Below are 24,685 nucleotides of genomic sequence, written 5' to 3'. Positions count from 1 at the left end.
AGCTTCTCGCCAAGGCGCATGGCGTTTACCACTCAGTCTTTTCCCAGGCCTCATCCCCCATCGGCTGGAACACCTGCCGCATGAAGTCCTTGGTGAACAGATCCATCGAGAACGCCAGGCCATTGGCGCCCGCGACTTCCTCATACAGGCTTGAATCCTTCAGCCCCTCGTCTACCAGTCGAACCAAGACCTTCTGAGTGACCCCCAGCAACTCCTTGGCGGTGGGATACGCACGCGTCTCTCCATCTGCACCCAGTCGCGTGCGGATGAACTCGTAGATCGCTTTCTCCCCTTCCCCCTCCATCGCCAGCAGCAATTGATACAGCTGCTCGAACTGCGGATCCGAAGACGGGCTTTCTACCGCCGGCTGGCGAGCGGCAAGCAGCCGGGATTCCAAGGCCTCGACCGGCAGGCAGGCACTTGAATCCGGCACGCCGGCCCCGGTCATTGCTTCAATTTTCACGGTGAACCTCGGCTTCTGCAGTCGGTGGCGAATCTGCGGGTTGCTCGGCAAAACTCGAGCACAAGTCGATGAGCATCTGTCTCGATGTCTGGTCCAGGGCGCGGGCTGCCTCAGGCAGATAGGCGATTTTCGCCAACAACCTTGGCTCCAGCCTTTGCCGGGCAGCTTCGACGTCAAACTCCAGCAGTTGGTCGGCGAGCCGCAGCACATAACGCTCTTGAGCGTGGTATTGCAGGCTCAACCTGCCGGGCCAGCGCTGGCGTAGATGCTCTTGCAGCTCGTTGCCTCGTGAGCGGCAATGCAACGGCAACAATAAGTGCAGTACCGCGTCCGAATCAGCTGATTGGTGTGCCTGAAGCCAACGCTCAAGCATTTCATCCAACCAGTGCGGACAACTCAAAGCTTGCGAGAGCATCTCACCCGCCGCCCGGGACAAGTCCTTGCGCAATTGGAACGCCAAGGTTTGCGCTTCAAGCAAAGCGTCGGCCAGATGCCCGGTCGCGCGCAGGATGCCCTCGGCATAGCCCTGCTGGAACGCATTAGCGTGTACCACCTCGACGTCGCGGTGTGCCTGCTCGATACATTCGCGCGCCCGGCGCCGGGCCTCACGCTGCAAGGCGTGGCGACGACGGGCGGCGACGATGTCCTCGCGCGCTAGGTACGCATCGCTGCTGGCAGGCAGGTCAGTCAGGGTTCGGATGGAGTCGAGCATGCTGCACCGCCAGGAAAAAAAGAGCTGGATCAGGTTTGGAGAGCGGCCATTGCCTGTGCAGGTGAACAACCGGCTCGGAGAATTGCAGGAGCAGGCGTTCCAGCAGCATGGGCGGAACCTGCCCGCCCCAGCTGCTTAGCGCGTTGAGACCGGCGGCATCGACCTGCTCCACTGAAATCGGTGAGCCATCGAGCATCAGCGCGCCGCCACTACCGAAACCGTAGCAGGCGAACCGGCGGACCGGTTCCGCCAGGCGCAGCAGCGCCGCGCCGCGCGCCAGGCCGGGCATCAAGCGAGCGGCCCCGATCAACCTGGCGATGTAGGGCAGTTGTTGCCAATGACGAACCCATTGTTGCGCCACAGCCGTCAGCGGCGCCGGCGGTACCGCCGACCTTTGCAGGGCCAGCCCCTCCAGCACCATCCGATTGAGCAAGCGGCGCACTTGAGGCCCATCGAACCCGGCCGGGAGAACCAGCCGTTGCCGGTGCAGGTAGGCCAAAGGTTCGTCCTGGATCGCCTGCAAGCATTCATTGAACGACATCACCGCACCCTGCGCCTGACGACTGGATAGGCCAAGGCCGCGCCGCCGATGGCCAGCGCAGCGGTTATCCCGATCAGCCACCAAGGCCAGTTCGACCGCCCTTGCGTGACCGCCACCGACGGCGCGACATGCTGGACAGGCGCGCGCCTGGACAGCACCACCGAAATGTTTTCGTAGCCGACCGCCGCAAAGCTGTTCTTGAGAAAACGCTTGATATCGGTAATCAGCAGTTGCGGTTCGACATCGCGCTCATGCAGGACCATCGCAGAAAGATGAATGGGCGGCGCGGCACGCCCGCCTTCCCCGGCATCCAGGTCGTAGCTGACGTGCACCCGGGCGGAAACCACCCCCTCAAGCACGCCCAACGATTGTTCGATACGCTGCTCCAACGCCGAATACAGCCGGGCTTTTTCCGCCCGGGGCGAGGCCACCAGAGCATCTGCGGGAAACATCTCGGCCACCTGCAGGCGTGGTCGCGACGGTAACGAATAGAGGTTGAGCAGATCGACCGCGGCCGCGAAGTCGCGCTGATCGATCTTCACTGCATAACCGGTTTTTCCGCTATCGACTTTAACCGCCACGACGTTGTTACGCTGCAGCACCGAAAGCACTTCGTTGGCCTGCTGCTGGTCCAGGCCTTCGAGCAGGCTGGGCTGTTGACACGCCGACAATGCGAGGCACAACAGGATCAGCCACACGCCTGGCTTCATGATGCACGCAAAAGGGTTTCAGCCGTGCCTACCGCTTTGCGTACCAGCACGTTGAGCAAATTGATGTCGACGTTGTACTGCCCTGTCAGTTCCTGCAACTGTGCGAGCACTTCCGGGTCGGTGACATCGGCGCGCTGGGTCAACTGGTTGATTGCCGAAACTTCCTGCCCGCTGTTGACCGCCGAGCCGGCAAACGCCTCGATCAGTCGTGATTCAAGTGAAACGACCGGGACTTCTCCGGGGCTACGCAACTCGCTGAGGGACGACGGGGTGACGAGCGAAGGGGAAAGGTTCTGAATGGACATAGGTGCACCTGTGCAGGTGGCCATTGCCGCGGGGACAACGGCCAACGAAGAAGAGAGCGCTTCAGCGCGCCGCCTGGATGATCGCCATGTCGATGTCCTTGAAGCCCTTGACCGTGTTGGTCTGGGCGTTTCGGAACACCGTGTACGATGAAAATGCCGCCTGGTATTCGGCCAGTTTGGTAGGGTCAGAGGCATCGCCTTTGAGAGCCTCCAGCGCTTTATCCAGGGTTTCTTTGAGCCTTACCGCGCCAACTTCGAAATCGGCCGCTTGCTGGCCTAGAAAATCATCGTGAAAGCCAGCAGCGCTTATGGGCAAGGTATCGTTCATTCTTCACCTACTCTGTTTGTCTGGGAAAAATGCCAGGACGAAACACTCGTCTTGACGTAGCCCTGCGGGCCGGTTTGAAACGACTTGCCCTTGAGCGCGTCGTCCTTCAGCTCGACTGTGAAATGCACATGACGATTACCCCACTGCCGGTAAAACTCATCGACGAACCCGCGCGCGGCGGCCAGCTCGTAGTCCTGCAGGTTGCCTGCGACGGCGAACGTGACGCCGCCCTCGTGCTCGGTCCGCTGGAAACCCAACGCAAGCCGTTCGAGGCCACCTTGCGCCGCGTCGGCAAGCAGCGCGTCGTCCTGCATCTGCACCACGATGTCGCGGGCATACGGCGCCGCCGCGAGCAGCACTTCAAGTAACCCTGCCTGCTTGTCCGGTGTGAGCACATTGCGTTGCGCGCTGAGCAGCAGACGCGGCACCGAGGGGTCCTTGAGATCGAGGAAATGCCAAGCCAGTTGCGGATCGTGATCGACCAACAATTGTTCCAATCGACGGCGCTCCTGATCGATCAGCAACACCTGACCGGCCGAAGTGTCGTGACGCGTCAGTACCTGCCGACTCCAGCCGGCATCGCGTTCGGAAGCGACAAAGACATAGACCGAACCATCACGGCCGCGCAACACTTGCGCCTTCGTACTGGCCCCAGCGATCAATGCGTGGATATCCGCCTCGGGCGTCGGCTCCGGCAGTCCCCAGAAACTTGTGGCGATCACCGACACAAGCAGCGCCAGCCCGCCGGCCGCCCAGCGCATCGACGGCGCAGTCCAGCTTGCGAAAGCATCCTGGTGAAGCGGCTCGCTGCCCGGCAGGGTGAAAAGTCCGGGAGCCCAGGACTGGTTTTCGGGACGCAAGGCAATTTCCAGGCCCCCCATCCAGACCCGGACCTGGAAGGCACAATGGCGTACCTCCACCGAATCGCCCAGCAGCCGCACCGGCGTTCCATCGCAAGTGGCCTGATCGGCCAATACCTCGAAATTGCATCCACCCTGTTCCAGCGGCACGTAGATCGTACTGACGGGAACGCTGGCGCAACGCATTTCATTCCCCAGCACCTGCGCAGGCCCGACCACAAACAAGGTCGAGCCTTCGCCCAGCGGGAACTCGGCACCCTGCAACGGACCGTTGAAGATCCGCAGGATATAGTGCTGTAGAACGGTGGCCGTCGGGACTGTCACTGTTGAAATTCCGGCGCAGGCAAGTGAGCAAGCAGGGTAGGAAATCCGTCCGTGGACTTCCTGATGGGATTCTGTCGATCACTGCCTGCGCAGGATCAGAATTACCGACCCGCCGGGTCATTGGCACCGTCATTCCCGGGCTTGGGTGAACACTTGATAGCGCTGCCAGACCTTGCGCGCGTAACGTATCCGCGCGGCCTGACGGTCGGGAGAGTTTCCCGCGTTGTAGGCGCCGACCGCCGTCCAGTTATAACCGTAACGCTTGATGAACCCGGCGAGCACCGATGCGCCGACCTCCACCGACAGGCATGGTTCGGCCAGCAAACGTCGCTCGGTAATACGCCGCGCACGCAATCGGTGCAGGTGGATGCTGTTGATCTGCATCAGGCCGATATCACGCGTGCCATTGCCATTGCGGTTGATTACATCGGAGCGCCAAGAGGATTCGACGTCGGCAATCGCTTGCAGCAGCTCGGGCTCGATCGCATGCGCCTCGCCCGCCTTGCTTCAGCAGAAGGCGTGCGCCTGAGGCATGCTCACTATCAGGCCCAGGTAAAGCGGCCAACGTAACCAGCGAGCCCCGCGCCGGCTCATGCCAGACACCGCTCATGGACATGACGGCTGCCTCCCGGTTGCAGGTTCCGATACGCCCAGGCGCCCACCGATTCGCCATCGCGCCCAAGCTCAATTCGAGCCTGCAAGGCTTGCGCCCGGACACACCCTGGATCATGTTGCAGGCACTTGTCGATACTCCGCGCAGCTTGATCGCTGCGCTGCCAGGACCAGTGGTGCCAGGCATGGAAATAGTGAACATCCGCCTGGTCGACCGACAACAGGCAGCGCCGGAACAACACTTGGGCCGCCTGATCGCAACCGCGCAGGCTGGTCAGCAGCGCCAGACGCGTCAATGCCGGGACGCTGTAAGGGTCCAGCGCCAACGCCTGGGAAACCGCCGAATGCGCTTCTTCGATGGCCCGCTCCGGCTCACCCAGTCCGATCATTACCTGCCCCAGCCAGACATCGGCCACACCGCACCAGGGCGGCGCATACCCGGCATCGAGCTTCAGGCAATGGCCGAACAACACCAGGGCGTCACGCAGACTTTGCGCAGTGTGTTGCTGTAAGCAGCACAGCCCATTGAGATAGGCCATCGCCACCGGATAAGACCCACAACGATCACCCACGGGGCGCAAGCCGGGCACACGCTGAGCAACCAGACAAGTCAGCGCGCCCAGCGCCTCCCCTCGGTCGAGGGCGTCCAGCGTTTGCCCATGCAGCAGCGCCTGGTCACCGCCACGAATCAATTCGACCGACCAGTGTCGCTGTTCACCCAAGCTGATATGACGCCCGCTCAGGCAATAATCTGCCGACAGTCGCCCGGCCAGCGACCGTGAATCCGCCGATACCAGGGCGGACGCGATCAGCCCCGAGGGAATGACGTGCAGCGCCTCGCCGAATGCCGTGGTCAGTTGACGGATCATCAGGTCCTGCAGATCCAGCGCCGCCATCTCATCCAGGTGACGAAAAGGCAAAACCGCCAGCGACGGCGCTATCACCCTCGCCTGGCTCGGCACATCGAGTTCAACCACGCAACCGGTGAATCGATAACCCTGGCCGTAAACCGTCGCAATGTAATCCTTGTCCTCCCTGAACAATTTGCGCAGTGCATAGATACAACGGGTCAACGACTCCTCCGCCGCATCCATTCGCGGCCAGACATGGTCTAGCAGGTAATCCTTGTGGACGACCGTACCCGCCGACCGCAACAGCTGGCGCAGCACCTGCAAATCTTTGGGTGGAACGTGAACTCCTTGTCCCTCTCGCATCAGCGTTCCATCGCTTTGCAATAACCAGCGGTCAAAAACATATGACTGAGCCGGTGTTTGATCAGTTGTACTGTCCATACACTAATATTTCTCTATAGAAAGTTACTGAAGCGCGATCGAGCCCGGGGTGTGATCAGGCTCGGGAGACGAGCTGCGTGACTATAGGAAGATGTTTGGGAGGAGTCCGTAGGCTTTGGATGCTGTAGGCGTAGGAAGCCGCGACACGAATTGTGGGACCTAAACCTACCTGAATCGCATCATCTTCACGCCTTCGGCACAACCAGCAGCACCTTGCAAAAATAATGGACGCAACATTAACCCCTTTCACAACACCATCAAGTTAGCTTCAGCGTGTACGGATTTTCCGACCTGGATTTTTCGGGTATGACTCGGATGGAATCAGCTTCATTGACCAACGTGTACAACACACCATCGTTTCTTCCTAAAACCAGCTCGTTCATCGTTCCGCCATCCTCCAGTGTTTTGATGACATCACTCAATCCAAAAGAGCGAGCCTGGTTAAGGGGATGATCGGCAACGTTGACACGTGCATGCAGGTGCAACGTCGCCGTCACATCAGCAGGCGGAAAGTGGAAATACAACTGGACCTTATCGACATTGGCGTCAACATCGTAAGTCTCGGCCAAATGACTGAGCACGTGCCGCTGCAACGCCTTCAACATTCCGATGTCTTCAGCACCCAAATCAAGAATCGAGGCCAGATACTTAACATCGGTACCTGCTTCTATGTCTGATAGGGTGCGCTTGTTATCGGTGTGATCGGCCTTGACCTGCGACTCTGCAAAACCAGTGGCGATGCCCATCTTTTCGATGAGTGACAGATTTTGATTGGGGTGAATGGCATAAGCGCCCAGGCATATACCGTTTCGCCGGTCCTTGAGCTCGGCGGGACTTGCGGAGAGAGCATTCAAATCAATATAAGGTGCATTCGGAAAAATCAGGAAGCCGTTAGAACCCGAACTTACGGGCGGCAAGTAGGAAAAATATTCAGGACGACTTAAAAATATATCCAAGTCCTTGCCTGGGATCAGATCAAGAACATTCCTCAAGAAACTGGTGACACCTGAAATCTGATGATAAGTATCCCGCAACGCGTTCAGGCTATGCTCGTCAACGTTGAGTTTAGTGCACTCCGGCACCTGATATTTTACCGTCGCAGGGCCTTCATGGAATCTGAATACCCCATACTTATCCCCCGCTTGAGGGTCCGAAATATATAAACCGGTCTTGAGATTGATCTGACCCTCTGGACTTCTATGGGCAAAAATTATCGATGATTCCTGAGCCTGGGCTTTGGCCACATGATCAAGGTTCAGATCAATTCCATATTTATCAAGGATGCTTTTGAACTCTCGCGACGAGTTCTTCACAACCACCAATTTTTCGCCGAGACTGCCCTGCTCGTTTTTTTGCGCCAATGGGCTAAGACCCATCAGGCTAGCTGATCGATTAAAATTCACGCTACCTAACGTCATCATACTTCCTTGCGATTTAACCAATTAATGAATCAGCTTTGCATCAAACAAACTGCGCGCAATGCGTGCAATTCAAAAACTCAACATCGCCTTCAACATATCCGTAAACTTATTCAGATCCGCCGACAACGTCTTGTTGAAATTATCGTGATATGAATTCGCGTTCGAATATTTCTGCGTCAAGGACTGCAGCATGTTTTTCATGCGTTCTTCCTGGGCGTTGAAGCCGGTTTGCCAGGCGTTGAACCTGGCGGTGTCCCACGTTACGGTGCCGCTGGACGGCAAACTGCCCGTCATACTCCAAAGCGGGCCTGTATCAATGACGACGCACCAGGTGCCATCGGCATTTTCCTTCAGACATTGCGGGGGCAGGCCCAGCGCCTTGAGCCACTTCTCTGCCTCTTCCTTGCTGGCTCCTTCATCACCTGGTTTCGGAAAAAGAACCGAGGCAGACTCCGGATGGGTGTACTTGGCGATAAGTTCAGTCAATGCGGCGTGCAATGCGCCCGCATTCAACTTGACCTCCTTCCCGTCGTTCGCCCCTTCGACCCAGTCCTTCATCATCGCAGTGATTTTCGAGTTGAACTCGGCGAAAAAGTCCGAGTAGGCCTTGATGATATGTTCATAGCCGGCAAGGTAGCCGTTCTTGATCAGGTCGATCAGGTCACGCAATTTCTTGAAGAAGTCCTCGGGTTCCTCGGTATTGAACGCGCCGATTTCCGGCGGGGTCCGCTGTTCATACAGGTTGTTCAGAATCTTGTCCTGCATGTCTGCCAGTTGCTGAAGCTGCCCCTCGCTCAGGGACGCCGTCTGGATGCTGTAGGTCATCACGGCGAAACACTGCTGCAACTGCTGCGCCCACATTTCGTAGCGCGCCCCGTTGGCCTGCCCGGTCGAGCCGTCGAGTGCACGATCGAGATGTCGATCGAGTTTTTTTACCGAACGTTCCAGCGAGTCCGCCAGATCAAATCCCGGCCTGACGGCGGCGGGCATCTCGGGGGGTGTCGGTGGCGAGGCTGCGGTGTTCGGTTCGGTGAGTCGGTGGTTGGTTGGGGTGAACCCTTGAATGATCATCTGATTGACTCCTAGGCCGTCAGGGCACGAATGACATCGCTGCGCGATTGAAAGAGCTGCATCACCATCTCCATCAGTTTTTGCACCAGCGCCGCTTCCGCTGCGTCTTTCTGCCCAACCTCATCGCCCAAGGTCTTTTGGCTGGTCTGGGCGCTCTGCATCAACACCTCCTTTTCCCGCGCCGCGTGCTCGGCCATGCGTACCGTGTTCGCCACGACCTGGCTCATGCTCATCGACATGGCGTTGAGTGCGCGTCCGATTTCCAGTTTCTTCTCGATGCCCTTGCTGCCCATCTGGCTCAACCAGTCGGAGGTCTGGCCGACCTTCTGGGCCTTGAGGATTTCGCCGTCGAACCAGGCCTGTTCCTGCGGCGTTAATGCCGAACCCTTGGGTTTGAAATCGACTGTCGTCGGGCGACCGAAGTCATCGAGTGTCTTGATCTTGTAAGTGGCATCCGGACTCCAGTCATTGCGCTCGCGCTCAAGCTTGAGGTCGCGCTCAACGTTGCCGGCATCCAGCGTGTTGCGCTTGTTCAGGTCGATATCCGCATGCTTGAGATTCTGGCCCTGGAAAGTCTTGACCATGGCGAAGCCTGCGATGGCGCCGGACACGACCGCGGACGTGATGGCGCTGTTGAGCGCCGCCCGGCCTGACTCGACGATAGCCGCCCCCTGGGCTTTGGCCGCCTCGGCGGCCATGACGCCGAAATGGCCGCGTAGCTGCGCGTTGGCGACCCGTGCGATGTTCAACGCGATAATCGCGGCCACCAGGACGTTGGCATGTTTCTCCCAGGCGCCCGGGTCAAACACCAGGTCGTTGCGCACGTCTTCGCCGACCATCGACAGGGCTTCATCGAAGTCCTTTCGATCGGATTCAGTAGGCTGATAGGCGGCGATCCGGTTTTCCAGTTCCGTAACCGATGGCGTCGGAAACTGGCTGTCCTGGAGTACCTGCTTCGCGGTGATCTGGTCGAGCATCGGCGAACCCGCGAGGGACTTGTCCCGCGAAGGTCCGCTCGGCCCTGTGTCGTTGGACGAGTCGTGGTGAACGGCAGCGGGAACGATCCCGACCGTGGTGGTAATGAGGGTCATGATGGGTTCCTGTCGGATGGAATGTCAGACGTGCCGGGCCATTTGCAGGCTGACGGAATGGCTTCGCTGCAGGTCGGCAAACAGCTGTTCGATCTGGCGTGTTCGGGCCTGCATCGCCTGGCCGTAGTCATCGACCACCTGAGTGAGGTAGGTGGTGATTTCCTCGCTGATGGCCATGCGCACCCGCACATCGGCGAGGTGCACGGCCGCCTGGGCCTGGTGCTGGCCGCTCTTGATCTGTAATCCGCCTTGCACCGCCACGTTGCCGAATTCGGTGATTGCCTGGGTGATCTCCAGGTTGGCGGCATAGCGCGCCAGCGTTACGGGATCGGCGCCGTTGGTTATGACGCTGCGCAGTTGCGTCAGCATCTGGGTCAGCGTATTGCCCACCGAGGTTGCCACTTGCTTCATCGCCTGCATCGCCGCGGGTGCGGCCTGGGCAACCATCGAGGCGAGTTTCGAAGCGACGGCGCTGAGCATCGGCCCGATCACCTGCGCCCCGACCACGGCTACCAGCGCGACGGCGGCCAGCGTCGCGACGATCCCCTGGATCATGCCGGCGATCTGCGCGATTTCCCGGGCCTTGTCCTCATCGACGCCCAGGCCGACCAGCAGCCTGGTGTAGAGCTCGGTGAACAGCTTGATGGCTTCCTGCATGACAATGGTCAGCGGTTTCATGACTTCGCCCATGAACGACACTCCGGTTTGGTCCTTGATCACCGAATCGGCGATCATCACGGCCGCGCCGACCACGCCCACCGCGATCAGCACCGGGTTGGCGGTCAAGACCCCGGCGGCGATAGTTGCAATGGCCAATATCGCCCCGACGATCTTGCCGATGCAGCCCATGGTTTTCTGCAACGCCTCGGCCTTGCGGACTTCCTCCAGGTATTTTTCCGACTCACGTTCCATGTGGGCCTGGAGCCTGGTCTGCAGCTCGTGGAAAAGCTCCTGGTTAAGCTCCTCCTTGTTTTGCGCCGACTCGCCGAGCAGCTCGATGATTTGCAAACGGCTCAACAACGCTTGCGCCCCACTGGAGAGGGCTTTTTCGTCGGCTTGCCGAGCGCCTGGCGTGTTGATGCCGGAGGCATGCACTTTTGCGCTTGTTTCGCTCACCGCCTTGGCACAGGCGTTGGCCACTTCGATCAATTTCAGATGAGCATCGGTTGCCACCTTGAAGGCTTGGGTGTGGCTCGCCAACTCGCCTTTGAGCTGGTCGCGACGCGCCAGCTCCCGCGTGTATTCCGGCGATTGCGGGTCGAGCTTCGTCAGCCGGGCCTCGCTTTCGTCCAGCCGTCCCTGGGCATGCGCGACCCGTTCACGCAACTGCTCGAGGTGTTCCTGGCTACTGCCGACGTCGCCCTCGGCAACCTCCATCGCCTGGACGGCGGCGGTGTACTCGGCCGACAATTTTTCATGCCCCTGCTGCCTGGCACCGGCCATGCTCTGGAGCATTGCCAGGCGACTCTTCAGCTTCTTGACGTCGACCTCCCCGATCAGCTCGTTGATCATTGCCATCAATAGCGTGAACAGATCGCCACTGGTATCCGGCTTGCCGCCGTCGACGCGCGGAGGCGGCGCTTGCAGTACGGGTTTGCCTGCGTTGGCACCAGGCTGACCGTCGCGGCCTTCATACTTCACCGACATCAGGCGTGCCAAGGCGTCCTGCCCGGCCTTCTGGTAGTCCACCGTCCGTGCGGCCTTGGCGGCGGCCTCGGCGTATTTTTCAAAGGCCTCGCCACGGCTCATGGGGCCGTGATGCCCCGGGTGGCCAGTCGTCCTTATTTCGCTCATGTGCAGTCCTCCGGACCTTGCTGTTCCATCATGTGAGCCAACGTGTCGAGATATACCCTGGCTTGCTCGTGCAGCTCGTCTTGCGTGGTTTGTTCCAGTACATACTCGAAACACAACCGGGCCTTGCCGACCTTGCCCAAGGCCAGGTGACACTGGCCGGTGTACAACATGGGCCGGTAGTCGTTCTTGCCCTGGGCGAAGGCAATCGCATACAGGTCGATGGCTTTCTGGTGGTTCTGCTTGAGTTGATGCACCGCAGCCAGTCCCATCCAGTAATGGCTGTTGTAGAAGTCGTAGATGCACAGGAAGTGGAAGAACTTCTCGGCATCGTCCAGCCGCCCCTGTTCATAGAACTGGAAGGCGAAGGCATACATACTGTCCATGTGTTCGTCGGTGATGCCTTGCACATCCTTCAACGCCGCGCCGCCGAGCACGGCGTCGACGACTTCCAGGGCTACCTGCTCGTCTTGTTTGTTGTCGCGACTCATCCGCCACACTCCTGAGAAAACGCCAGCGTCGCTGACCGATGCATTGAGCCAAAAACGCTGAAGGGCCCGCTGCCAGATTGCGCTCATGCAACAAAAACCAGACCGACGAAACTGCTCTTGTGCCAAGCCGCTTTTGTGGCGAGGGAGCTTGCTCCCGCTGGGCTGAGCAGCAGCCCCCTCCAAAAAGCGACTCAATCGGTCTGAAGCACCGCGCCGCCAGGCTTTGGGGCCGCTTCGCGCCCCAGCGGGAGCAAGCTCCCTCGCCACAAGGGCCGTGCCTGGCTTTGCTTGGTTTCAAGCCTGCTCGACCTGTTCGAGCCAGATCAGCAGGCGCAGCACTTCCTCGACTTCCTGCACCTGGAGGAAGCTGTAGCGCTGGTGGGTCTTGAAAATCCGTCGGGCCAGGGCGATGTCGTTGACCACCGGCACGCCCACTTCCTTGGCATATGCCCGCACGGCCAGGGCGCGCTGGTTGGTTTCCATCAGCGAGATGAACGGCAGCAAAGTGATTTCCGGGCGGAAATACACGCCGATGGCGATGTGGGTCGGATTGGCGATGATCATGCGCGAGCTGCGCACATCGGACTTGACCTGCTCCGACAGCAATTCCATGTGCAGGTCGCGGCGGCGCCCCTTGATCTGCGGGTCGCCATCCTGCTCCTTGTGCTCACGCTTGACCGCATCCTTGTCCATCATCTGGTCTTTCATGAACAACCAGTATTCGCTGAGGGCATCGAGCACGACGATCAGCAGGACGCAGGCCAGGAAGGCCACCACCAGCACCAGCAGCAAGTGCCCCCAGATAGCGAACAGCTCAGGCGCCTGGACGAACAGTTGGGCAAACAACAGCTGCCGTTGAGTGATCCAGACGATCCACAGCGCCATGCCAAAACTGCCCAGGTACAACAACGCCTTGAACGTGTCCTTGACGGTGCGCAGGCTGAAGAGTTTCTTGAAGCCATTGACCGGGTTCAACGCGTCCAGATTGAGCTTCAACGCTTCGCTGGCCAGGGCAAAACCGCTTTGCAGCAGCGCGGGCAGCGCACTGGTCAGCACGCACACCAGCAACAACGGCAACAGCGTCTTGAGGCCGAGCAGCACCAATGTCGCTGAATAGGCTTGCAGATCCGCCTGAAAATCACTGGCGATGATGCGCCGGTAAACCTCCATGATCTCGATCAGCGAGCTGTTGAGCACCATGTAGGCAATGCCGCACAGGGTCAGGCAGGTGATGACCAGGTCCTTGGCCTTGAACGTCTGTCCTTTGCGCGCCGCATCCCTGAGCCGCTTGGCGGTGGGCTTTTCAGTCTTCGACGCGCTGGACGACATGGCTTGCCTCTCCGCCATCCAGATAGTGCGCCAACCCATCGGCCTGCATGCCCATGCGCAGCACCTCATCCGGCAGATGCACGCCGAAATACAGCATCAGGACTACCAACGCCACCAGGCTCTTGACCGTCAACGACACGGAAAAGGCGTTCATCTGTGGCGCATAACGCGAGAGCAAGCCGAGCAAGGCCTCGCTGACCAGCAACGTCGCCACCACCGGCGCACTGATGACCAGCGTCTTGCTCACCAGCGCATCCAGCAAATCCAGGACGGCAGGCAGGATCACCTGGCAGTGATTCGCCGGCGCACAGATGCGATAGCTATGACTGACGGTCTCAAGCATCAACAACATGCCGCCACCTTCGAGATAGACCGCAGCGGCAAACAACTGGAGAAAATTCGCCAGCTCCGAAGTGTCGACACCGTTGGCCGGGTCCACCGTGCTGCTGAGCATCGCGCCGCGCTGGTTGTCGATCAGGTTGCCCATGGCATGCAACACCCAGAACGGCCAGCACAGCAGCACGCCCAGCAGCACACCGATACCCGCCTCGCGCAGCATCAGGGCGAAGAACGCCAGGCTGTCGAGGGCTGGCGCGGGCACGCCGACGTAGCGCCAGAATCCCAGCGCCACCAGCACGATCACCGCATGGCGCGCCACCCCGGTCAGCACACCGCTGTTGAGAAACGGCAACATGAAAAAAATCGGTGCCAGGCGAGCCACGCCCAGTGTTGCGGCGGCAAACCCGGCATAGAGTTCGAAGAACAGCGTCATAGACATCGCTAATCCAACGCCAGGCGGATGACTTCACGACTGAAATCGAGCAGGGTTTCGCCGTACCACCCCGAGAGCAGGAACAGGCACGCCGCGACTGCCAGCAACTTGAAGCCGAAGGGCAGCGTCTGTTCCTGCAACTGGGTCACGGTCTGGATCAACCCGATCACCAGCCCGACTACCGTGGCGACGATGATCGGCCAGGCCACCATGAGCAGGATCAAGTACAAGGTCTTGTTACCGGCATAAACCAGATCATTCATGGCCGCGCCTATGCCAGCAGCGTCAGGTATTGCTTGACCAGGCCGGTCGACAGCAGCGCCCAGCCGTCCAGTGCGACAAACAGCACCAGCTTGATCGGTACGGAAATGATCACCGGACTCATCATCATCATGCCCAACGCCAGCAGGATGCTGGAAATCACCAGGTCCACGATCACAAAGGGCAGGTACAGATAAAAACCGATCTTGAAGGCACTTTTGATCTCGCTCAGCGCATAGGCCGGCAGGAGCGAAAACAAAGACGGCGTCAGTTCTTCATCGGCCGGCGGGTCTGCATCGGTTCCATCCTGGACCGCCTGGGCTCGCTCGAAAAACAGCGCCAGTTCCGGGTCGGTGTACTTGCGCAGGTAGTCCTTGTAGCCGCCCAGGCCGTTCTCGGCGAAATTCACCACCGACTCGATATCGGTAAACGCCACCGCTTCGGTCTTGTAATAGTCGTGGCCCTGCTTGACGACCGGCGTCATGACAAGAATCGCCAGCATCAGCGCAATTGCATTGAGGGCCATGTTCGACGGCACCTGCTGCAAGCCCAGGGCGTTGCGCACGATGACAAAGACAATGGAAAACTTGATGTAGCAAGTGCCTGCCGCCACCAGGAACGGCAGCAGCGAGGCGAAGGCCAGCAAGGCGATCAGCGAAACATCATTCATCGCCACGGTCCCGATAGACGTCCAGCAGTTCAACGCCAAGTTGTCCGTCCAACTGCACCAGCTCCCCACGGGCAACAGGCTTGCCGTTGGCACGGACCTCGATGTTTCGCGCGACATCCCCGGGCAGAGGGATCAGTTGCCCGTCGCTGATCTGCGCGAGCATGGCCAGATCGGTTGCATGGGTGGCGAGGACGAATTCCAGGCGCACCGGGAGCGCCCCCAGGTCGATCTGCGCGCCGGGCCCCGACGTTTCTTCCGGGCAGGCATCAGCCAGCGTTGGTTGCATGCGTAAACCCTCCTGGGTCAAGGTGAAAGTGCCAAGGCATTGCTGTATTAACAAGCACTGCCGGGTCAGCCGGTTGATGCGCAGCACATCACCTTGAGCCAGGCGCAGGCGACTGGCGAGGCTCAGGTGGCTGATGCCCAACACGAACGTCAGTCGCAACGGCAGATCGCCCAGCCACGCATCCGCCTCCAAAGGGCCACAGGCAGTGCCGGGCGTCGGTAGCTGCTGCAACCACAGGCGTCCCCGCGGCGTCGCGATCCAGGGCAAGGGGTAAGTGGGTAATCGCGTCGGGGCGACGCATTCGATGTCGCACAGCTCCCGGTAGCCCAGCTCGTCCACGTCCGGCAACAAGGGCCGTGGCACCGCTCGAAACAAGGCGACGATACTCGGCAACGGGCATTCGGCCCTCAGCAACGGTTGCAGGGTGGGGATCGAGTGATGCAACCAGTCGTGGGCCATGATCAACCCTTGCCAGCCGCCGCCCTCGCCTTGCGCGCGAAATCGCAGATAGCCGCGACGCTGCGGCATCTGCTCCAGCCCCGCGTCCCGCCCAGCACGCCGCCAGCGTTGAATCGCTTGGGCATGAGCGTGCGCCGAAGCGTCGACGCGGCGCAGCTTCAGCGCGCTCATGCCGAATGCTCCGCCGATTCATCCTGATCCTCATCCGGCGATGGCTGCGACCCTTGGCGCTGCTGTTCGCCACCACGTTCAGCGAGTCGCCAGGCCGGCTCGCGGGCCAGCTCGAAAGGCTCTTTGAGCTGCTCGAACACCAAGGCATTGCTTGGGCTGAGCGTCAGGTTCCGAGTGGGCTCTTCAGGCCCGCGGCTGATAACCACCTGACCACTGGCCGCGCCTTTGTTGAAAGGGATCTGCAACAAGCCCCGGTCTGCCGATGGCAATGCTTCAACCAAGGCGTCGCTTGTCGAGGACGGCATGGGCGGCAGCGGGCGCTGCACGGAAACAACTGACGACGCCTGGCGCGGGGCTTGAAGACTCGTCGGCAGCTGGGGTATCTGTTCGGCGCCGATGGGGGCCGTTGGCGTATCACTGGCGAGGGGACGGTTCATCGGCTCGGGCAAAACTGCAAGCGCTGCCGGCATTACCCTGTCGACGACAGACGCCGTCGGCTCCGGACGTTGTGGCAGCGCCTGTTGTACCGGTGTAGCAGATAACAAAGGCTTTTCCGAAAAAAGCATGGCTGCCTGGAGATTCGGCTGAATGGCGTCTGGTTCGATGTCCATCGTCGTCTGGACAATCGATGCAGCGCCGTTGAATTGCACTTCCACGCTTCGCCGGGCAGCGACTGTCGTGTGCCAGGCCATTGCGCCACGGGGTTCGGCAGGTCCCGGCCGTATCAGCAAAGCCATCAGGTCAAGGACACCTTGCGGCAGCTCGTCCAGCTGCACCGGAACCAGCTCGGTCCGGTGCTCATCGCTCGAACGCCGGTCGGCGGGATCCTCGACCTGGATCGGTCGAGTGGGAACCACAGATATCTTGCTCATCGACGAACTCCGATCATCTCTTCCAGCTCCCGCTCTTCCCGGCGCGCCGCTTCAAGCCGTTGCGCGTGCACCAGTCGCTGGACTGAATCCACATATTTGTCGTGTCGGCGCTTCAATGAACGCAGCAGCTCACGTTGCCCGAGCAATTGTTGCTCGACCTGCCGGCACTGCTGCTCGACGCGGTCACGCTCAACGCGCAACACGTCGATCCGCCGGCGGATCACCGCCTGGGTGCGCAGCAGCGCCAACAGTTTTCCGTGGTCCAGCACACAATCGTTCACCCGATGGCTGACCAGCAGGCCCTGCAGCGCAGCCTCCTGTTCGTCGAAACCGGAGCGTTCTCGCAGCAGCGGCTGCAACTGACGCTGGGCGCGCACCACCGCCAGTTCGCCGCGTTGCCGGCGAAACAGACTGAAGGCCAGCAAGCGCCGTCGATCAGGCAAGGAGTTCATGCAGGCTCCGCAGTGCTTCGTCCGGCGCGCAATATTCGGCTGTCGGTTGGCGCAGCCACCGGTCAAGCGCGTCGCGACGTTGCAGCGCGTGGTCGTTGGCGGCGTCGGCACCCGGACTGTATTCGCCCATGTCGAGAAAAACCTGCAACCGTTCCAGGCGCGCCAGGATCTTGCGGGCCGCCACGGCCAACTGCCGGACCTCTGGCGAGGTGACTTGCGTCGCCACCCGACTGGCGCTGCGCAGAACATCGATTGCCGGATAGTGACCCTTGGCCGCCAGGGCACGGCTGAGGTAGACATGGCCGTCAAGAATGGAGCGAATCTCCTCGGCGATCGGGTCCGGCTCGTCGTCACTTTCCAGCAACACCGTGTACCAGGCGGTAATGCTGCCCGAGGCGGTCACGCCGGGTCGTTCCAGCAGACGCGGCAAGGCATCGAACACCGAGGCCGGATAGCCGCGCCGCGCCGGTGCTTCGCCAGCCGCCAGGGCCAGATCGCGCCGCGCGCGGGCGTAGCGCGTCAGCGAATCCAGCAGCAACACCACGCGCCGTCCCTCGTCACGAAAATATTCGGCGATGGCGGTGGCCTGCAACGCTGCGTTGCAGCGATCCACCGAGGAGAAATCCGAAGTGGCATACACCACCACGCAACAAGAGCGCTTGGGCGACTGGCGCAGGTGCTCGATGAACTCGGTCACTTCGCGCCCGCGCTCGCCAATCAGGCCGACCACGAAGACGTCTGCGTCCGTGTGCTCGATCAGCATGTCGATCAGGGTGGTCTTGCCGGAGCCGGCGGCGGCAAAAATGCCGATGCGCTGGCCCACTCCACAGGTCAGCAAACCGTCGATGACCCGAATGCCGGTTCGCAAGGGTTCCACGACTGGCCGCCGCTGCTGGTACGACGGCGGATCGGCATCCACCGGGCAGTCGCGCTGGACGGTCAACGTCGCCGGCGCCAGGCGCTCGACCACGACGCCCTGCGGATCGACCACGCTGCCAAGCAAGGCGCCGCTACAGGTCAGTTGCAGGGACGAGCCCGTCGGCACGATCATCGATTCGCGGGACAGGCCCTTCGCATCGCCAAGCAAACTGAGCAGCACCGCACCGGGCTTGAAGCCGATGACCTGGGCCCTGGCGGCGATGTCGGGCGAGCGCCAGTGCCGACGCACCTCACAGATCTCGCCAATGACCACCTCGCTCAGCGCCGCCTCGATCAGGGGACCGCTCAGGCGCAACGGATGGGCCGCCCGTCGTTCCAGCCGGGAGTTGATCAACGGAGGATTTCCAAGAGGCGTCCAAGGCCCTGCACAAAGGAATCGAGCGCCTGGGCCAGATGCTCGGCATCGCTCAGGGCCTGGGCATTGGCCAGCAAACGCAACTCCAGCCGCCCCTCGACTTCGCACAGGTGCAGTTGCCCGGTACGGGAAAACGGGTTGCCTTCGAGCAAGAACTGCAGCAGATCGAAAGCACAGTAATTCAACGACTGTGGCATCGCCTCGGCGACTGCTGCCCAGAGCCACGTATCGCCTTCGACGATAGTCAGATGCACATCGGGCAGATTGCTTAATTGCATCGTTATCGTGCCGTGGCTGTCGAAGTGCCCTATCTGACTGTCCACGCAACCGCTGTGACGCAATGCTTCGCGCAACAGGCCGGCAATATCCATCGGTATCATTTGCAGGGTTCCTTAGAGCGTCTTGATGACATTGACCGAGACGGTCTCGGAAACTTCGCCGAACGACATGACGTCCAGCTCCCGAAAACGCCCCTCGATCAGCCGCTTGATGTAGCGCCGTACGTCGACCGAACACAGCAGCACCATGTCCTTGTGGGCGATGTGCAGGCTGTCCAGGCCGACACTGAGTCGGTCCATCAGCTCTTCCGACTCGGACGGCTCCAGGTTGAGGAAATGGCCGCCCGAGGTCTGCCGGATGCCACGGCGTACCACGTCCTCGAATTCCGCCGACAACAGCAACACCGGCAACTCGTTGCCCCGGGCAAACTTGTTGCTGATATAGCGGGCCATCGCGCCGCGAACGTGCTCGACCAGCGCCAGTACGTCTTTCTCCCGGGAGGCCCAAAGGGCCAGTGCCTCCAGGATGAGCTTCATGTTGCGTACCGAAATGCGCTCGCCGACCAGCCGTTGCAGCACCTCGGCGATCTTCTGCACCGTGACGTGGCGATAGACTTCCTTGAGCAGATCGGGATACCGCGTTTCCATTTCGTCGAGCAGGTGCTTGGTTTCCTGCACGCCGAAAAATTCCTGGATGTTGCGCGCCAGCAACGTGACCAGGCAGCGGTAGCATTCTTCGTCAGCCGGTCGCAGGTGGTAGCCCAACTGTTGCACCCGCTCCCGGTCGGCGGCGCTGACCCAGACCCCGCCGAGGCGATTGCTGTCGTCGCCGCGCACCAGGGCAAAACCCAGCGGTTCGAGCTCGGGGGAATAGTCCAGCAGGCGCCAATGGTCGAAATGGATATCGAACTGTTCGGCGCGCACTTCATTGATCAGCACCGCCACTTGATGCGCCGGCAGCGCCTCGCTGGCCCGTAGCCGTGGCTCCGGAATGCGCAGCCCGTAATCGACGAAGAACTGGCTGCGAAAACGCGCCGCCCAGCGGTTCTTTTCCAGCTCCTGCAGGCGTGCAGTAGGCACCAGCAGCATCAGCGCAATGGTTTCTGTCGCGATATTCTCGACATCATCGAGCAACCCCGATTCGCCCTGGACCGAACCCTGTTCGGCGGGTTCGGCGCGGCTTTCGTCCGCACCCGCCTGGCGCAACGAGCGGCGATGGCGCACAAACACAACCAGCCCCAGCACACTGGCGATCGAGAGGAATGTCAGCAACGGAAAACCGGGCAACAGGCCCACGCCCACCGCCAGCAGTGCGGTTACGCCCAGGACGAATGGGTTGCCGAGCATCTGGGCGAGCATGTTGCGCCCCAGGTTGCTGTCGTCACCGTTGACCCGGGTGACGATGAAACCCGCGCCTATGGCGATCAGCAGCGCGGGTATCTGCGCGACCAGGCCGTCGCCGATGGTCAGCAGGGTGTAGGTCGACAGGGCCGTGGACATGTCCATGCCCATCTGCCCGACACCAATGGCCATGCCGCCGATGAAGTTGACGAAAATAATGATGATGCCGGCGATTGCGTCACCCTTGATGAATTTCATCGCTCCGTCGAAAGAACCGTACAACTGGCTTTCGCGCTCCAGCACACTGCGTTTTTCCCGCGCCTGGGTCGCATCGATGGCGCCGGCCTTGAGGTCGCCGTCGATGCTCATCTGCTTGCCGGGCATGCCGTCCAGGGAGAAACGTGCCGCCACCTCGGCGACCCGCTCCGAGCCTTTGGTGATCACGATGAACTGGACAATCGTGACGATGGAAAAAATCACGAACCCCACCACCAGGCTTTCGCCGATCACGAAGTCGCCGAACGAGGCGATGATCTCCCCGGCATCGGCCTGGCTGAGGATCAGCCGGCTGGTGCTGATCGACAGCGCCAGGCGGAACAGCGTGGTCAACAGCAGCAATGCCGGGAACGTCGAGTAGCTGAGGATGCGTTCGATGTAGAACGAGCCCATGAACACCAGCAGAGAAATGACGATGTTCAGGCCGATGAGGAAATCCACCAGCACCGTCGGTAGGGGGATGATCAGCATCGCGATGATCATCACCATCAACGTCAGGATCAGTAGCTCGGGCCGGGCACTGACATTGCGCAGAAAGACGTTGAGCAGCGAGGCCGGGGGGCGGAAGGACATCATGGTTGGGGCTCGCTGCGGTGCTGCTCGATGCACGCGTGGGCATGGACAACATCGGCCAGGCGCGTGAACTGCAAGGCCAGGCGCTGCGGCGCGGCTTCGTCGACGAACAGTGGCGCGGGCAAGCGCAGGCAGAGCCGACGCACGGCTTGCAGCAACATCGAGCGTTCACGGTGGGAACTGAGCAGCACCTGCTCGCCCACTGTGCCGAGCAACAGTTGGTCGAGATCATCGGGGCAGGTCAACACGCCGAGCAGGAACACCAGCCAATCGGCCTCGTGGGGGTTGTGCCGGCAGATGAGCCCATCGTCGAGCACAGCACCGACGAACAGCTGGTCGGCCGAGCGCAGGCGTTTGATATCGGTCACCCTGGCAAAAAGCAGGCCGAACTCGATGCGCGAGCAACTGGGGTCCTGGGCACTAATGTCGGTCAGCAATGCGGCCTCGATGAAGGCCAGCACATTCATGCGCTGTGGCGCGCCGTACTGGGCAATCCAGTCCTGGTAGCAACCGAGCGGGCCTTCGTCGGACTCGAGGAAATCGCGGTAGGTCTCGCGTAGCAGGCTGGCCCGCACCGCCATGCTCGAACCGAACATTCGCGCCTTGAGCGCCGCATTGATGCCGGCGTTCATGCGCTTGGGATCAGCCTGGGTAACCACCGTCTGCTTCAGCGCCATGAGTCGCTGCCGCGTGGAGGCTTCGAGTGTGCGGCGGCGCAACAACGCTCGCAGCACCAGCACCAGATCGCTGTCATCGGGAAACAGGCTGCGTGCCACCTGCAGCAACCAGTCGACAGGTTTGTCCGCCAGCCGGGCCAGGCTCAATACCTGGCGCGCCTTGGGCACGGTATCGTCCTCGAGCACTCGTTCGAAGGTATCGGCCTGGGTGCCTGACTTGAGCTCGAACAACCGTCGGCCACGGAACTGTGCGAGCGCCGCCGACAGCTCGTCGCTGATCTGCACGATGCGCTGCGCCACCGCGGCCGTCGCGCTGTCGTCCGGGCCCGTCTCGACGTCGACTGACGGCTGGCGTTGCTCGGCGGCCTTCTCGGCATTCAAGCGCGCCTGGGCGGCCCGTCCACCTGGGGATATCGGCGTCAGGATCATTTCTCCGACATCCGGAAGTACATTCGGCGCACCCGTTCGTGCAGCTCCGGGCTCAGCACTTCGGCGCCCTGCTCCAGCGTGGCCGACTCAAGGGCATCGACGATCTCCTTGGGCTGGATCAGGAACACCCGCACCGTGTTGGCCGAGCGGCTCTGGCGATAGCTGAACAACCTGCCGATCCAGGGAATCGAACCCAGCACCGGGATGCGTCCGATCTGCTCGCCGTGGTCATCGCGGGTGAACCCGCCGACCAGCAGGCTCTTGCCTTGTGGCACCCGCGCCACGGTGCTGATACGCGTGCGCCCGACCGTCGGCAAAGCCCCTTGCTGTTCGCCCTGGCCGGGGTTCTCCACCTCGTTGCCGTCCTCGATATTGAGCAGCATCTCGATTTCATCCGACTGGGCGAAACGCGGCAGAACGCTCACCAGCGTGCCGTAGGTCACATGCTGCAGATCGACGCTGCGCTCGCCTACCAGCGGCGCGTAGAACGTGCGGTTGTTATCGAAGATCGCCGGCACGTTCTCTTGCGTCAGGATGACCGGGCGCGAGACGACGTTGGCTCGCTGGGTACGCTCCAGCGCCATGACCTGGGTGACGAACGAAACACCGTCCAGTGTGGTGGCCGAACCGGCGTTGAGCGATGCACTGAACTGGCCGCCCGACTTCAATGCGCCTTGCCAGTTGATGCCCAGTTGATTGAGCTCATCCTTGTGCAGGTCGATGATCCACAACGACAACTCGACGTGTCGTTTCGGCGTGTCCAGGGCACTGACGAGATTTTCGATGAAGTGGACCTGCTCCGGCAGGCCCTTGACCAACAGACTGTTGGTGTCCGGATAGGCCACCACCCGGATGTTGCCGGCGGCCAGCTCCCGCGCAATGATCCGCGGTGCCAGCGGGTCCTGGTCCGACGAGGCGTTTGCCAGCCCCTCCAACGGGAACTGCGGCATCGATCCACGCGTTTGTTGGGCGGGGGCTTGCGCCACTACCGGCTCGACCCCACGCTTCTCGCCCTGCAATAACTGCTCGATCACCGTGGCCAGCCCGGGGACGGTGACCTTGTCGTCACGCAGTTCATACTTGCGGTCACCGACGAAGGTGTTGCGCACATGGATGACGCCGATCTGCTGCTTGCCCAGCAGCAGCTCCGAGCGCTGGTTGTCCATCAAGCTTGCGGCTTGCGTCACCAGGTCGACATAGATCGGCGGCCCCGACACATGGAAGGTCCGTAAACCGTCGTGGCGCAACGGATAACGCGGATCATCCAGTCCGGAACGCCCGAGGAATGCCTGGAGCCTGGCCACGGTCAGGGTTTGCAGCGACATCATCGAGCTCTTGAATTCCGCAGCGTCATACAGGTAGATCGCCTGGCCATCGCTGTACCAGATCAACCCCATCTGCGCACTGACTCGCTCGAAAGTCCGCTGCGGCGTGCGCAGGTCGAACGTCCCGCCGATCCGCTTGACCGCTGCGGCCTTGCTGACAATCACCGGCTTGCCCAAGGCTGCGGAGAGTTCACTGAAAAATGTCCGCGCGCTCTGCTCCCGGGCTTCGAACGTATAGACATCGGCCTGCGCGGCAACGGGCGCAAGCACCGCGATGCCCAGGCAATAGACGAGAAGAGCGGTAAGGGACAATCGGCGTTTCATCGGTTCACTGGCCTGGGCAAGTAGGTAATGTCAGCCAGGCTGCTGGGCGTAAAACCCACCAATTGACGAATCTCCCGAGAGAAATGCGAAGAAGAGGCAAAGCCGAACTCCAGCGCCACGTCGGTCAGGGAACCGTCCTGCAGGCTCATGTCCAGCAACGCCCGGGCCGTACGCCAACCACGCAGGGCCGGTTTGGCCGCGCTCCCCAGGGCCTGTCGGCAAAGCCGGCGAAAATGCGAAACCGAGACGCCGTAGCGCTGTGCCAGGGTGTTGAGCTTTTCGCTGTGAGTGCCCTGCTCCAACAGAAAACGCACCAGCCCGTAACTTTCCTGGTGACGCAACAGGTTGGCCACCGCGTGATAGGCCTCGGTGCCGCGCATCGCCTGCTCGATGTACCAGCGTTCAAGGCGCTGCGGCGAGCGGACGATTTCTTCGTTTACCGGCAACAGCGCCCACGGCGCAACATCAGCCTTTTGCCCGGAGAAGGCAGCGCTCATGTCGAAAAAAGCCAGTAGCTTTACCAACGGCGCTTCGTCAATCGGCGTGACGTGCAATTCGCCGCCGTGAAATTGCAGCGAATCGCTCAGCACCAGCAGCCCCTCCCACCCGGACGGCAGTGTCTGACCGAGGCCCGGCTGCCCCGCGTTCAGTTGAACCGGGCCCAGGGCAACACGCAGGTGCAGCACTCGCCCGCGCAGATCAGGCGAGGCCGGGAAGCAAAACGATTTTTCCTGCACATCCGTCTCCTTGCCAGGTGGCGATGAAAGGAGCGACAGGATGCAAGGCACGCCGTCCGCAATCCTGATGGGAAGGTGATGAGGCGCGAGCTGGCATATGCCTTGCACCCTTCGTGTTCATCGGCACCCATCCCAATGGCGGAATGA

Annotated in this window: 26 protein-coding genes and 1 pseudogene; all 27 read right to left on the bottom strand. The window is 61.0% G+C overall.

From position 1 onward, the window contains the following. Positions 1 to 25: 25 nt before the first annotated feature. The 27 genes and pseudogenes from J3P94_RS09660 to J3P94_RS09530 all read right to left on the bottom strand — a co-directional run bounded on the left by J3P94_RS09660 (position 26) and on the right by J3P94_RS09530 (position 24,538). Positions 26 to 463, bottom strand: coding sequence for a hypothetical protein (locus tag J3P94_RS09660; protein WP_434572936.1), 438 nt, complete (start codon positions 461 to 463; stop codon positions 26 to 28). Further along, a complete protein-coding gene (locus tag J3P94_RS09655) occupies positions 453 to 1,175 on the bottom strand; it encodes an oxygen-regulated invasion protein OrgB (RefSeq protein ID WP_434572934.1) in 723 nt (240 codons plus the stop codon). Before J3P94_RS09655 ends, J3P94_RS09660 begins: the two co-directional genes overlap by 11 nt. Then, positions 1,147 to 1,716 (bottom strand): secretion system protein, encoded by a 570-nt coding sequence (locus tag J3P94_RS09650; protein WP_434572933.1) that lies wholly within the window; start codon positions 1,714 to 1,716, stop codon positions 1,147 to 1,149. The genes J3P94_RS09655 and J3P94_RS09650 overlap by 29 nt, the downstream gene beginning before the upstream one ends. Continuing rightward, positions 1,716 to 2,426 (bottom strand): EscJ/YscJ/HrcJ family type III secretion inner membrane ring protein, encoded by a 711-nt coding sequence (locus J3P94_RS09645; RefSeq protein WP_434572931.1) that lies wholly within the window; start codon positions 2,424 to 2,426, stop codon positions 1,716 to 1,718. The genes J3P94_RS09650 and J3P94_RS09645 overlap by 1 nt, the downstream gene beginning before the upstream one ends. Then, the gene (gene sctI, locus J3P94_RS09640) at positions 2,423 to 2,731 is read right to left on the bottom strand and encodes a type III secretion system inner rod subunit SctI (RefSeq protein WP_434572929.1); all 309 of its coding nucleotides are present in this window, start codon (positions 2,729 to 2,731) and stop codon (positions 2,423 to 2,425) included. Before sctI ends, J3P94_RS09645 begins: the two co-directional genes overlap by 4 nt. A 61-nt stretch (positions 2,732 to 2,792) precedes the next feature. Further along, a complete protein-coding gene (sctF, locus tag J3P94_RS09635) occupies positions 2,793 to 3,059 on the bottom strand; it encodes a type III secretion system needle filament subunit SctF (RefSeq protein ID WP_434572927.1) in 267 nt (88 codons plus the stop codon). After that, positions 3,056 to 4,243, bottom strand: a complete 1,188-nt coding sequence (locus J3P94_RS09630; RefSeq protein WP_434572925.1) for a PrgH/EprH family type III secretion apparatus protein — start codon at positions 4,241 to 4,243, stop codon at positions 3,056 to 3,058. Before J3P94_RS09630 ends, sctF begins: the two co-directional genes overlap by 4 nt. A 129-nt stretch (positions 4,244 to 4,372) precedes the next feature. Continuing rightward, positions 4,373 to 4,777: pseudogene (locus tag J3P94_RS09625) on the bottom strand (transglycosylase SLT domain-containing protein). A gap of 56 nt (positions 4,778 to 4,833) precedes the next feature. Further along, positions 4,834 to 6,069, bottom strand: coding sequence for a winged helix-turn-helix domain-containing protein (locus J3P94_RS09620; RefSeq protein ID WP_434572924.1), 1,236 nt, complete (start codon positions 6,067 to 6,069; stop codon positions 4,834 to 4,836). Positions 6,070 to 6,404: 335 nt separating this feature from the next. Then, positions 6,405 to 7,565, bottom strand: a complete 1,161-nt coding sequence (locus J3P94_RS09615; protein ID WP_434572922.1) for a hypothetical protein — start codon at positions 7,563 to 7,565, stop codon at positions 6,405 to 6,407. A gap of 72 nt (positions 7,566 to 7,637) precedes the next feature. Beyond that, a complete protein-coding gene (locus J3P94_RS09610) occupies positions 7,638 to 8,639 on the bottom strand; it encodes an IpaD/SipD/SspD family type III secretion system needle tip protein (protein ID WP_434572920.1) in 1,002 nt (333 codons plus the stop codon). 11 nt (positions 8,640 to 8,650) lie between these two features. Then, positions 8,651 to 9,730, bottom strand: a complete 1,080-nt coding sequence (locus J3P94_RS09605) for an IpaC/SipC family type III secretion system effector (RefSeq protein ID WP_434572918.1) — start codon at positions 9,728 to 9,730, stop codon at positions 8,651 to 8,653. Between the two features lie 24 nt (positions 9,731 to 9,754). Further along, positions 9,755 to 11,524, bottom strand: a complete 1,770-nt coding sequence (gene sctE / locus J3P94_RS09600) for a type III secretion system translocon subunit SctE (protein ID WP_434572916.1) — start codon at positions 11,522 to 11,524, stop codon at positions 9,755 to 9,757. Beyond that, positions 11,521 to 12,012 (bottom strand): type III secretion system translocator chaperone SicA, encoded by a 492-nt coding sequence (gene sicA, locus J3P94_RS09595; protein WP_434572914.1) that lies wholly within the window; start codon positions 12,010 to 12,012, stop codon positions 11,521 to 11,523. Before sicA ends, sctE begins: the two co-directional genes overlap by 4 nt. 294 nt (positions 12,013 to 12,306) lie before the next feature. Beyond that, entirely contained in the window at positions 12,307 to 13,341 is a 1,035-nt protein-coding gene (locus J3P94_RS09590) for an EscU/YscU/HrcU family type III secretion system export apparatus switch protein (protein ID WP_434572913.1), read from the bottom strand. Further along, positions 13,316 to 14,119 carry a type III secretion system export apparatus subunit SctT gene (gene sctT / locus J3P94_RS09585; RefSeq protein ID WP_434572911.1) on the bottom strand — a complete coding sequence of 268 codons (804 nt, stop codon included), beginning with the start codon at positions 14,117 to 14,119 and terminating at the stop codon, positions 13,316 to 13,318. The genes J3P94_RS09590 and sctT overlap by 26 nt, the downstream gene beginning before the upstream one ends. 2 nt (positions 14,120 to 14,121) lie before the next feature. Beyond that, a complete protein-coding gene (locus tag J3P94_RS09580; protein WP_434572909.1) occupies positions 14,122 to 14,376 on the bottom strand; it encodes an EscS/YscS/HrcS family type III secretion system export apparatus protein in 255 nt (84 codons plus the stop codon). An 8-nt stretch (positions 14,377 to 14,384) separates the two neighbouring features. Then, positions 14,385 to 15,044, bottom strand: coding sequence for an EscR/YscR/HrcR family type III secretion system export apparatus protein (locus J3P94_RS09575; protein ID WP_434572908.1), 660 nt, complete (start codon positions 15,042 to 15,044; stop codon positions 14,385 to 14,387). Continuing rightward, entirely contained in the window at positions 15,037 to 15,960 is a 924-nt protein-coding gene (locus tag J3P94_RS09570; protein WP_434572907.1) for a FliM/FliN family flagellar motor switch protein, read from the bottom strand. Before J3P94_RS09570 ends, J3P94_RS09575 begins: the two co-directional genes overlap by 8 nt. Then, positions 15,957 to 16,832: a SpaN/EivJ family type III secretion system needle length determinant gene (locus J3P94_RS09565; protein WP_434572906.1), complete on the bottom strand. Its 876-nt coding sequence runs from the start codon at positions 16,830 to 16,832 to the stop codon at positions 15,957 to 15,959. The genes J3P94_RS09570 and J3P94_RS09565 overlap by 4 nt, the downstream gene beginning before the upstream one ends. Further along, positions 16,829 to 17,284 carry a type III secretion protein gene (locus J3P94_RS09560; RefSeq protein ID WP_434572904.1) on the bottom strand — a complete coding sequence of 152 codons (456 nt, stop codon included), beginning with the start codon at positions 17,282 to 17,284 and terminating at the stop codon, positions 16,829 to 16,831. The genes J3P94_RS09565 and J3P94_RS09560 overlap by 4 nt, the downstream gene beginning before the upstream one ends. Further along, positions 17,268 to 18,554, bottom strand: coding sequence for a type III secretion system ATPase SctN (gene sctN, locus J3P94_RS09555; RefSeq protein WP_434574148.1), 1,287 nt, complete (start codon positions 18,552 to 18,554; stop codon positions 17,268 to 17,270). The genes J3P94_RS09560 and sctN overlap by 17 nt, the downstream gene beginning before the upstream one ends. Then, complete coding sequence (locus J3P94_RS09550) at positions 18,554 to 18,958, bottom strand: Invasion protein B family (protein WP_434572902.1); 405 nt, start codon at positions 18,956 to 18,958, stop codon at positions 18,554 to 18,556. The genes sctN and J3P94_RS09550 overlap by 1 nt, the downstream gene beginning before the upstream one ends. Positions 18,959 to 18,970: 12 nt before the next feature. Next, positions 18,971 to 21,022: an EscV/YscV/HrcV family type III secretion system export apparatus protein gene (locus tag J3P94_RS09545; RefSeq protein WP_434574146.1), complete on the bottom strand. Its 2,052-nt coding sequence runs from the start codon at positions 21,020 to 21,022 to the stop codon at positions 18,971 to 18,973. 23 nt (positions 21,023 to 21,045) lie between these two features. Further along, positions 21,046 to 22,152: a type III secretion system gatekeeper subunit SctW gene (sctW, locus tag J3P94_RS09540; protein WP_434572901.1), complete on the bottom strand. Its 1,107-nt coding sequence runs from the start codon at positions 22,150 to 22,152 to the stop codon at positions 21,046 to 21,048. Continuing rightward, complete coding sequence (gene sctC, locus J3P94_RS09535; protein ID WP_434572899.1) at positions 22,149 to 23,801, bottom strand: type III secretion system outer membrane ring subunit SctC; 1,653 nt, start codon at positions 23,799 to 23,801, stop codon at positions 22,149 to 22,151. The genes sctW and sctC overlap by 4 nt, the downstream gene beginning before the upstream one ends. Next, a complete protein-coding gene (locus J3P94_RS09530; protein ID WP_434572898.1) occupies positions 23,798 to 24,538 on the bottom strand; it encodes a helix-turn-helix domain-containing protein in 741 nt (246 codons plus the stop codon). Before J3P94_RS09530 ends, sctC begins: the two co-directional genes overlap by 4 nt. Positions 24,539 to 24,685: the final 147 nt, after the last annotated feature.

This window comes from Pseudomonas sp. Z3-8 (assembly GCF_051131975.1).
In the GTDB taxonomy this organism is placed as follows: domain Bacteria; phylum Pseudomonadota; class Gammaproteobacteria; order Pseudomonadales; family Pseudomonadaceae; genus Aquipseudomonas.
Note: the sequence above shows the minus strand (reverse complement) of the source record. Positions and strands in the feature narration are given on the sequence as shown.

Bases quoted from the DNA above. Each gene is read 5' to 3' on its own strand.
- J3P94_RS09590 (WP_434572913.1), bottom strand. From the start codon at position 13,341: ATGTCGTCCAGCGCGTCGAAGACTGAAAAGCCCACCGCCAAGCGGCTC.
- J3P94_RS09565 (WP_434572906.1), bottom strand. From the start codon at position 16,832: ATGAGCAAGATATCTGTGGTTCCCACTCGACCGATCCAGGTCGAGGAT.
- J3P94_RS09550 (WP_434572902.1), bottom strand. From the start codon at position 18,958: ATGATACCGATGGATATTGCCGGCCTGTTGCGCGAAGCATTGCGTCAC.
- sctW (WP_434572901.1), bottom strand. From the start codon at position 22,152: ATGATCCTGACGCCGATATCCCCAGGTGGACGGGCCGCCCAGGCGCGC.
- sctI (WP_434572929.1), bottom strand. From the start codon at position 2,731: ATGTCCATTCAGAACCTTTCCCCTTCGCTCGTCACCCCGTCGTCCCTC.
- sicA (WP_434572914.1), bottom strand. From the start codon at position 12,012: ATGAGTCGCGACAACAAACAAGACGAGCAGGTAGCCCTGGAAGTCGTC.
- J3P94_RS09575 (WP_434572908.1), bottom strand. From the start codon at position 15,044: ATGAATGATGTTTCGCTGATCGCCTTGCTGGCCTTCGCCTCGCTGCTG.
- sctC (WP_434572899.1), bottom strand. From the start codon at position 23,801: ATGAAACGCCGATTGTCCCTTACCGCTCTTCTCGTCTATTGCCTGGGC.
- J3P94_RS09615 (WP_434572922.1), bottom strand. From the start codon at position 7,565: ATGACGTTAGGTAGCGTGAATTTTAATCGATCAGCTAGCCTGATGGGT.
- J3P94_RS09655 (WP_434572934.1), bottom strand. From the start codon at position 1,175: ATGCTCGACTCCATCCGAACCCTGACTGACCTGCCTGCCAGCAGCGAT.
- J3P94_RS09610 (WP_434572920.1), bottom strand. From the start codon at position 8,639: ATGATCATTCAAGGGTTCACCCCAACCAACCACCGACTCACCGAACCG.
- J3P94_RS09645 (WP_434572931.1), bottom strand. From the start codon at position 2,426: ATGAAGCCAGGCGTGTGGCTGATCCTGTTGTGCCTCGCATTGTCGGCG.
- J3P94_RS09560 (WP_434572904.1), bottom strand. From the start codon at position 17,284: ATGAACTCCTTGCCTGATCGACGGCGCTTGCTGGCCTTCAGTCTGTTT.
- J3P94_RS09620 (WP_434572924.1), bottom strand. From the start codon at position 6,069: ATGCGAGAGGGACAAGGAGTTCACGTTCCACCCAAAGATTTGCAGGTG.
- J3P94_RS09570 (WP_434572907.1), bottom strand. From the start codon at position 15,960: ATGAGCGCGCTGAAGCTGCGCCGCGTCGACGCTTCGGCGCACGCTCAT.
- sctE (WP_434572916.1), bottom strand. From the start codon at position 11,524: ATGAGCGAAATAAGGACGACTGGCCACCCGGGGCATCACGGCCCCATG.
- J3P94_RS09605 (WP_434572918.1), bottom strand. From the start codon at position 9,730: ATGACCCTCATTACCACCACGGTCGGGATCGTTCCCGCTGCCGTTCAC.
- sctT (WP_434572911.1), bottom strand. From the start codon at position 14,119: ATGTCTATGACGCTGTTCTTCGAACTCTATGCCGGGTTTGCCGCCGCA.
- sctF (WP_434572927.1), bottom strand. From the start codon at position 3,059: ATGAACGATACCTTGCCCATAAGCGCTGCTGGCTTTCACGATGATTTT.
- J3P94_RS09650 (WP_434572933.1), bottom strand. From the start codon at position 1,716: ATGTCGTTCAATGAATGCTTGCAGGCGATCCAGGACGAACCTTTGGCC.
- J3P94_RS09580 (WP_434572909.1), bottom strand. From the start codon at position 14,376: ATGAATGATCTGGTTTATGCCGGTAACAAGACCTTGTACTTGATCCTG.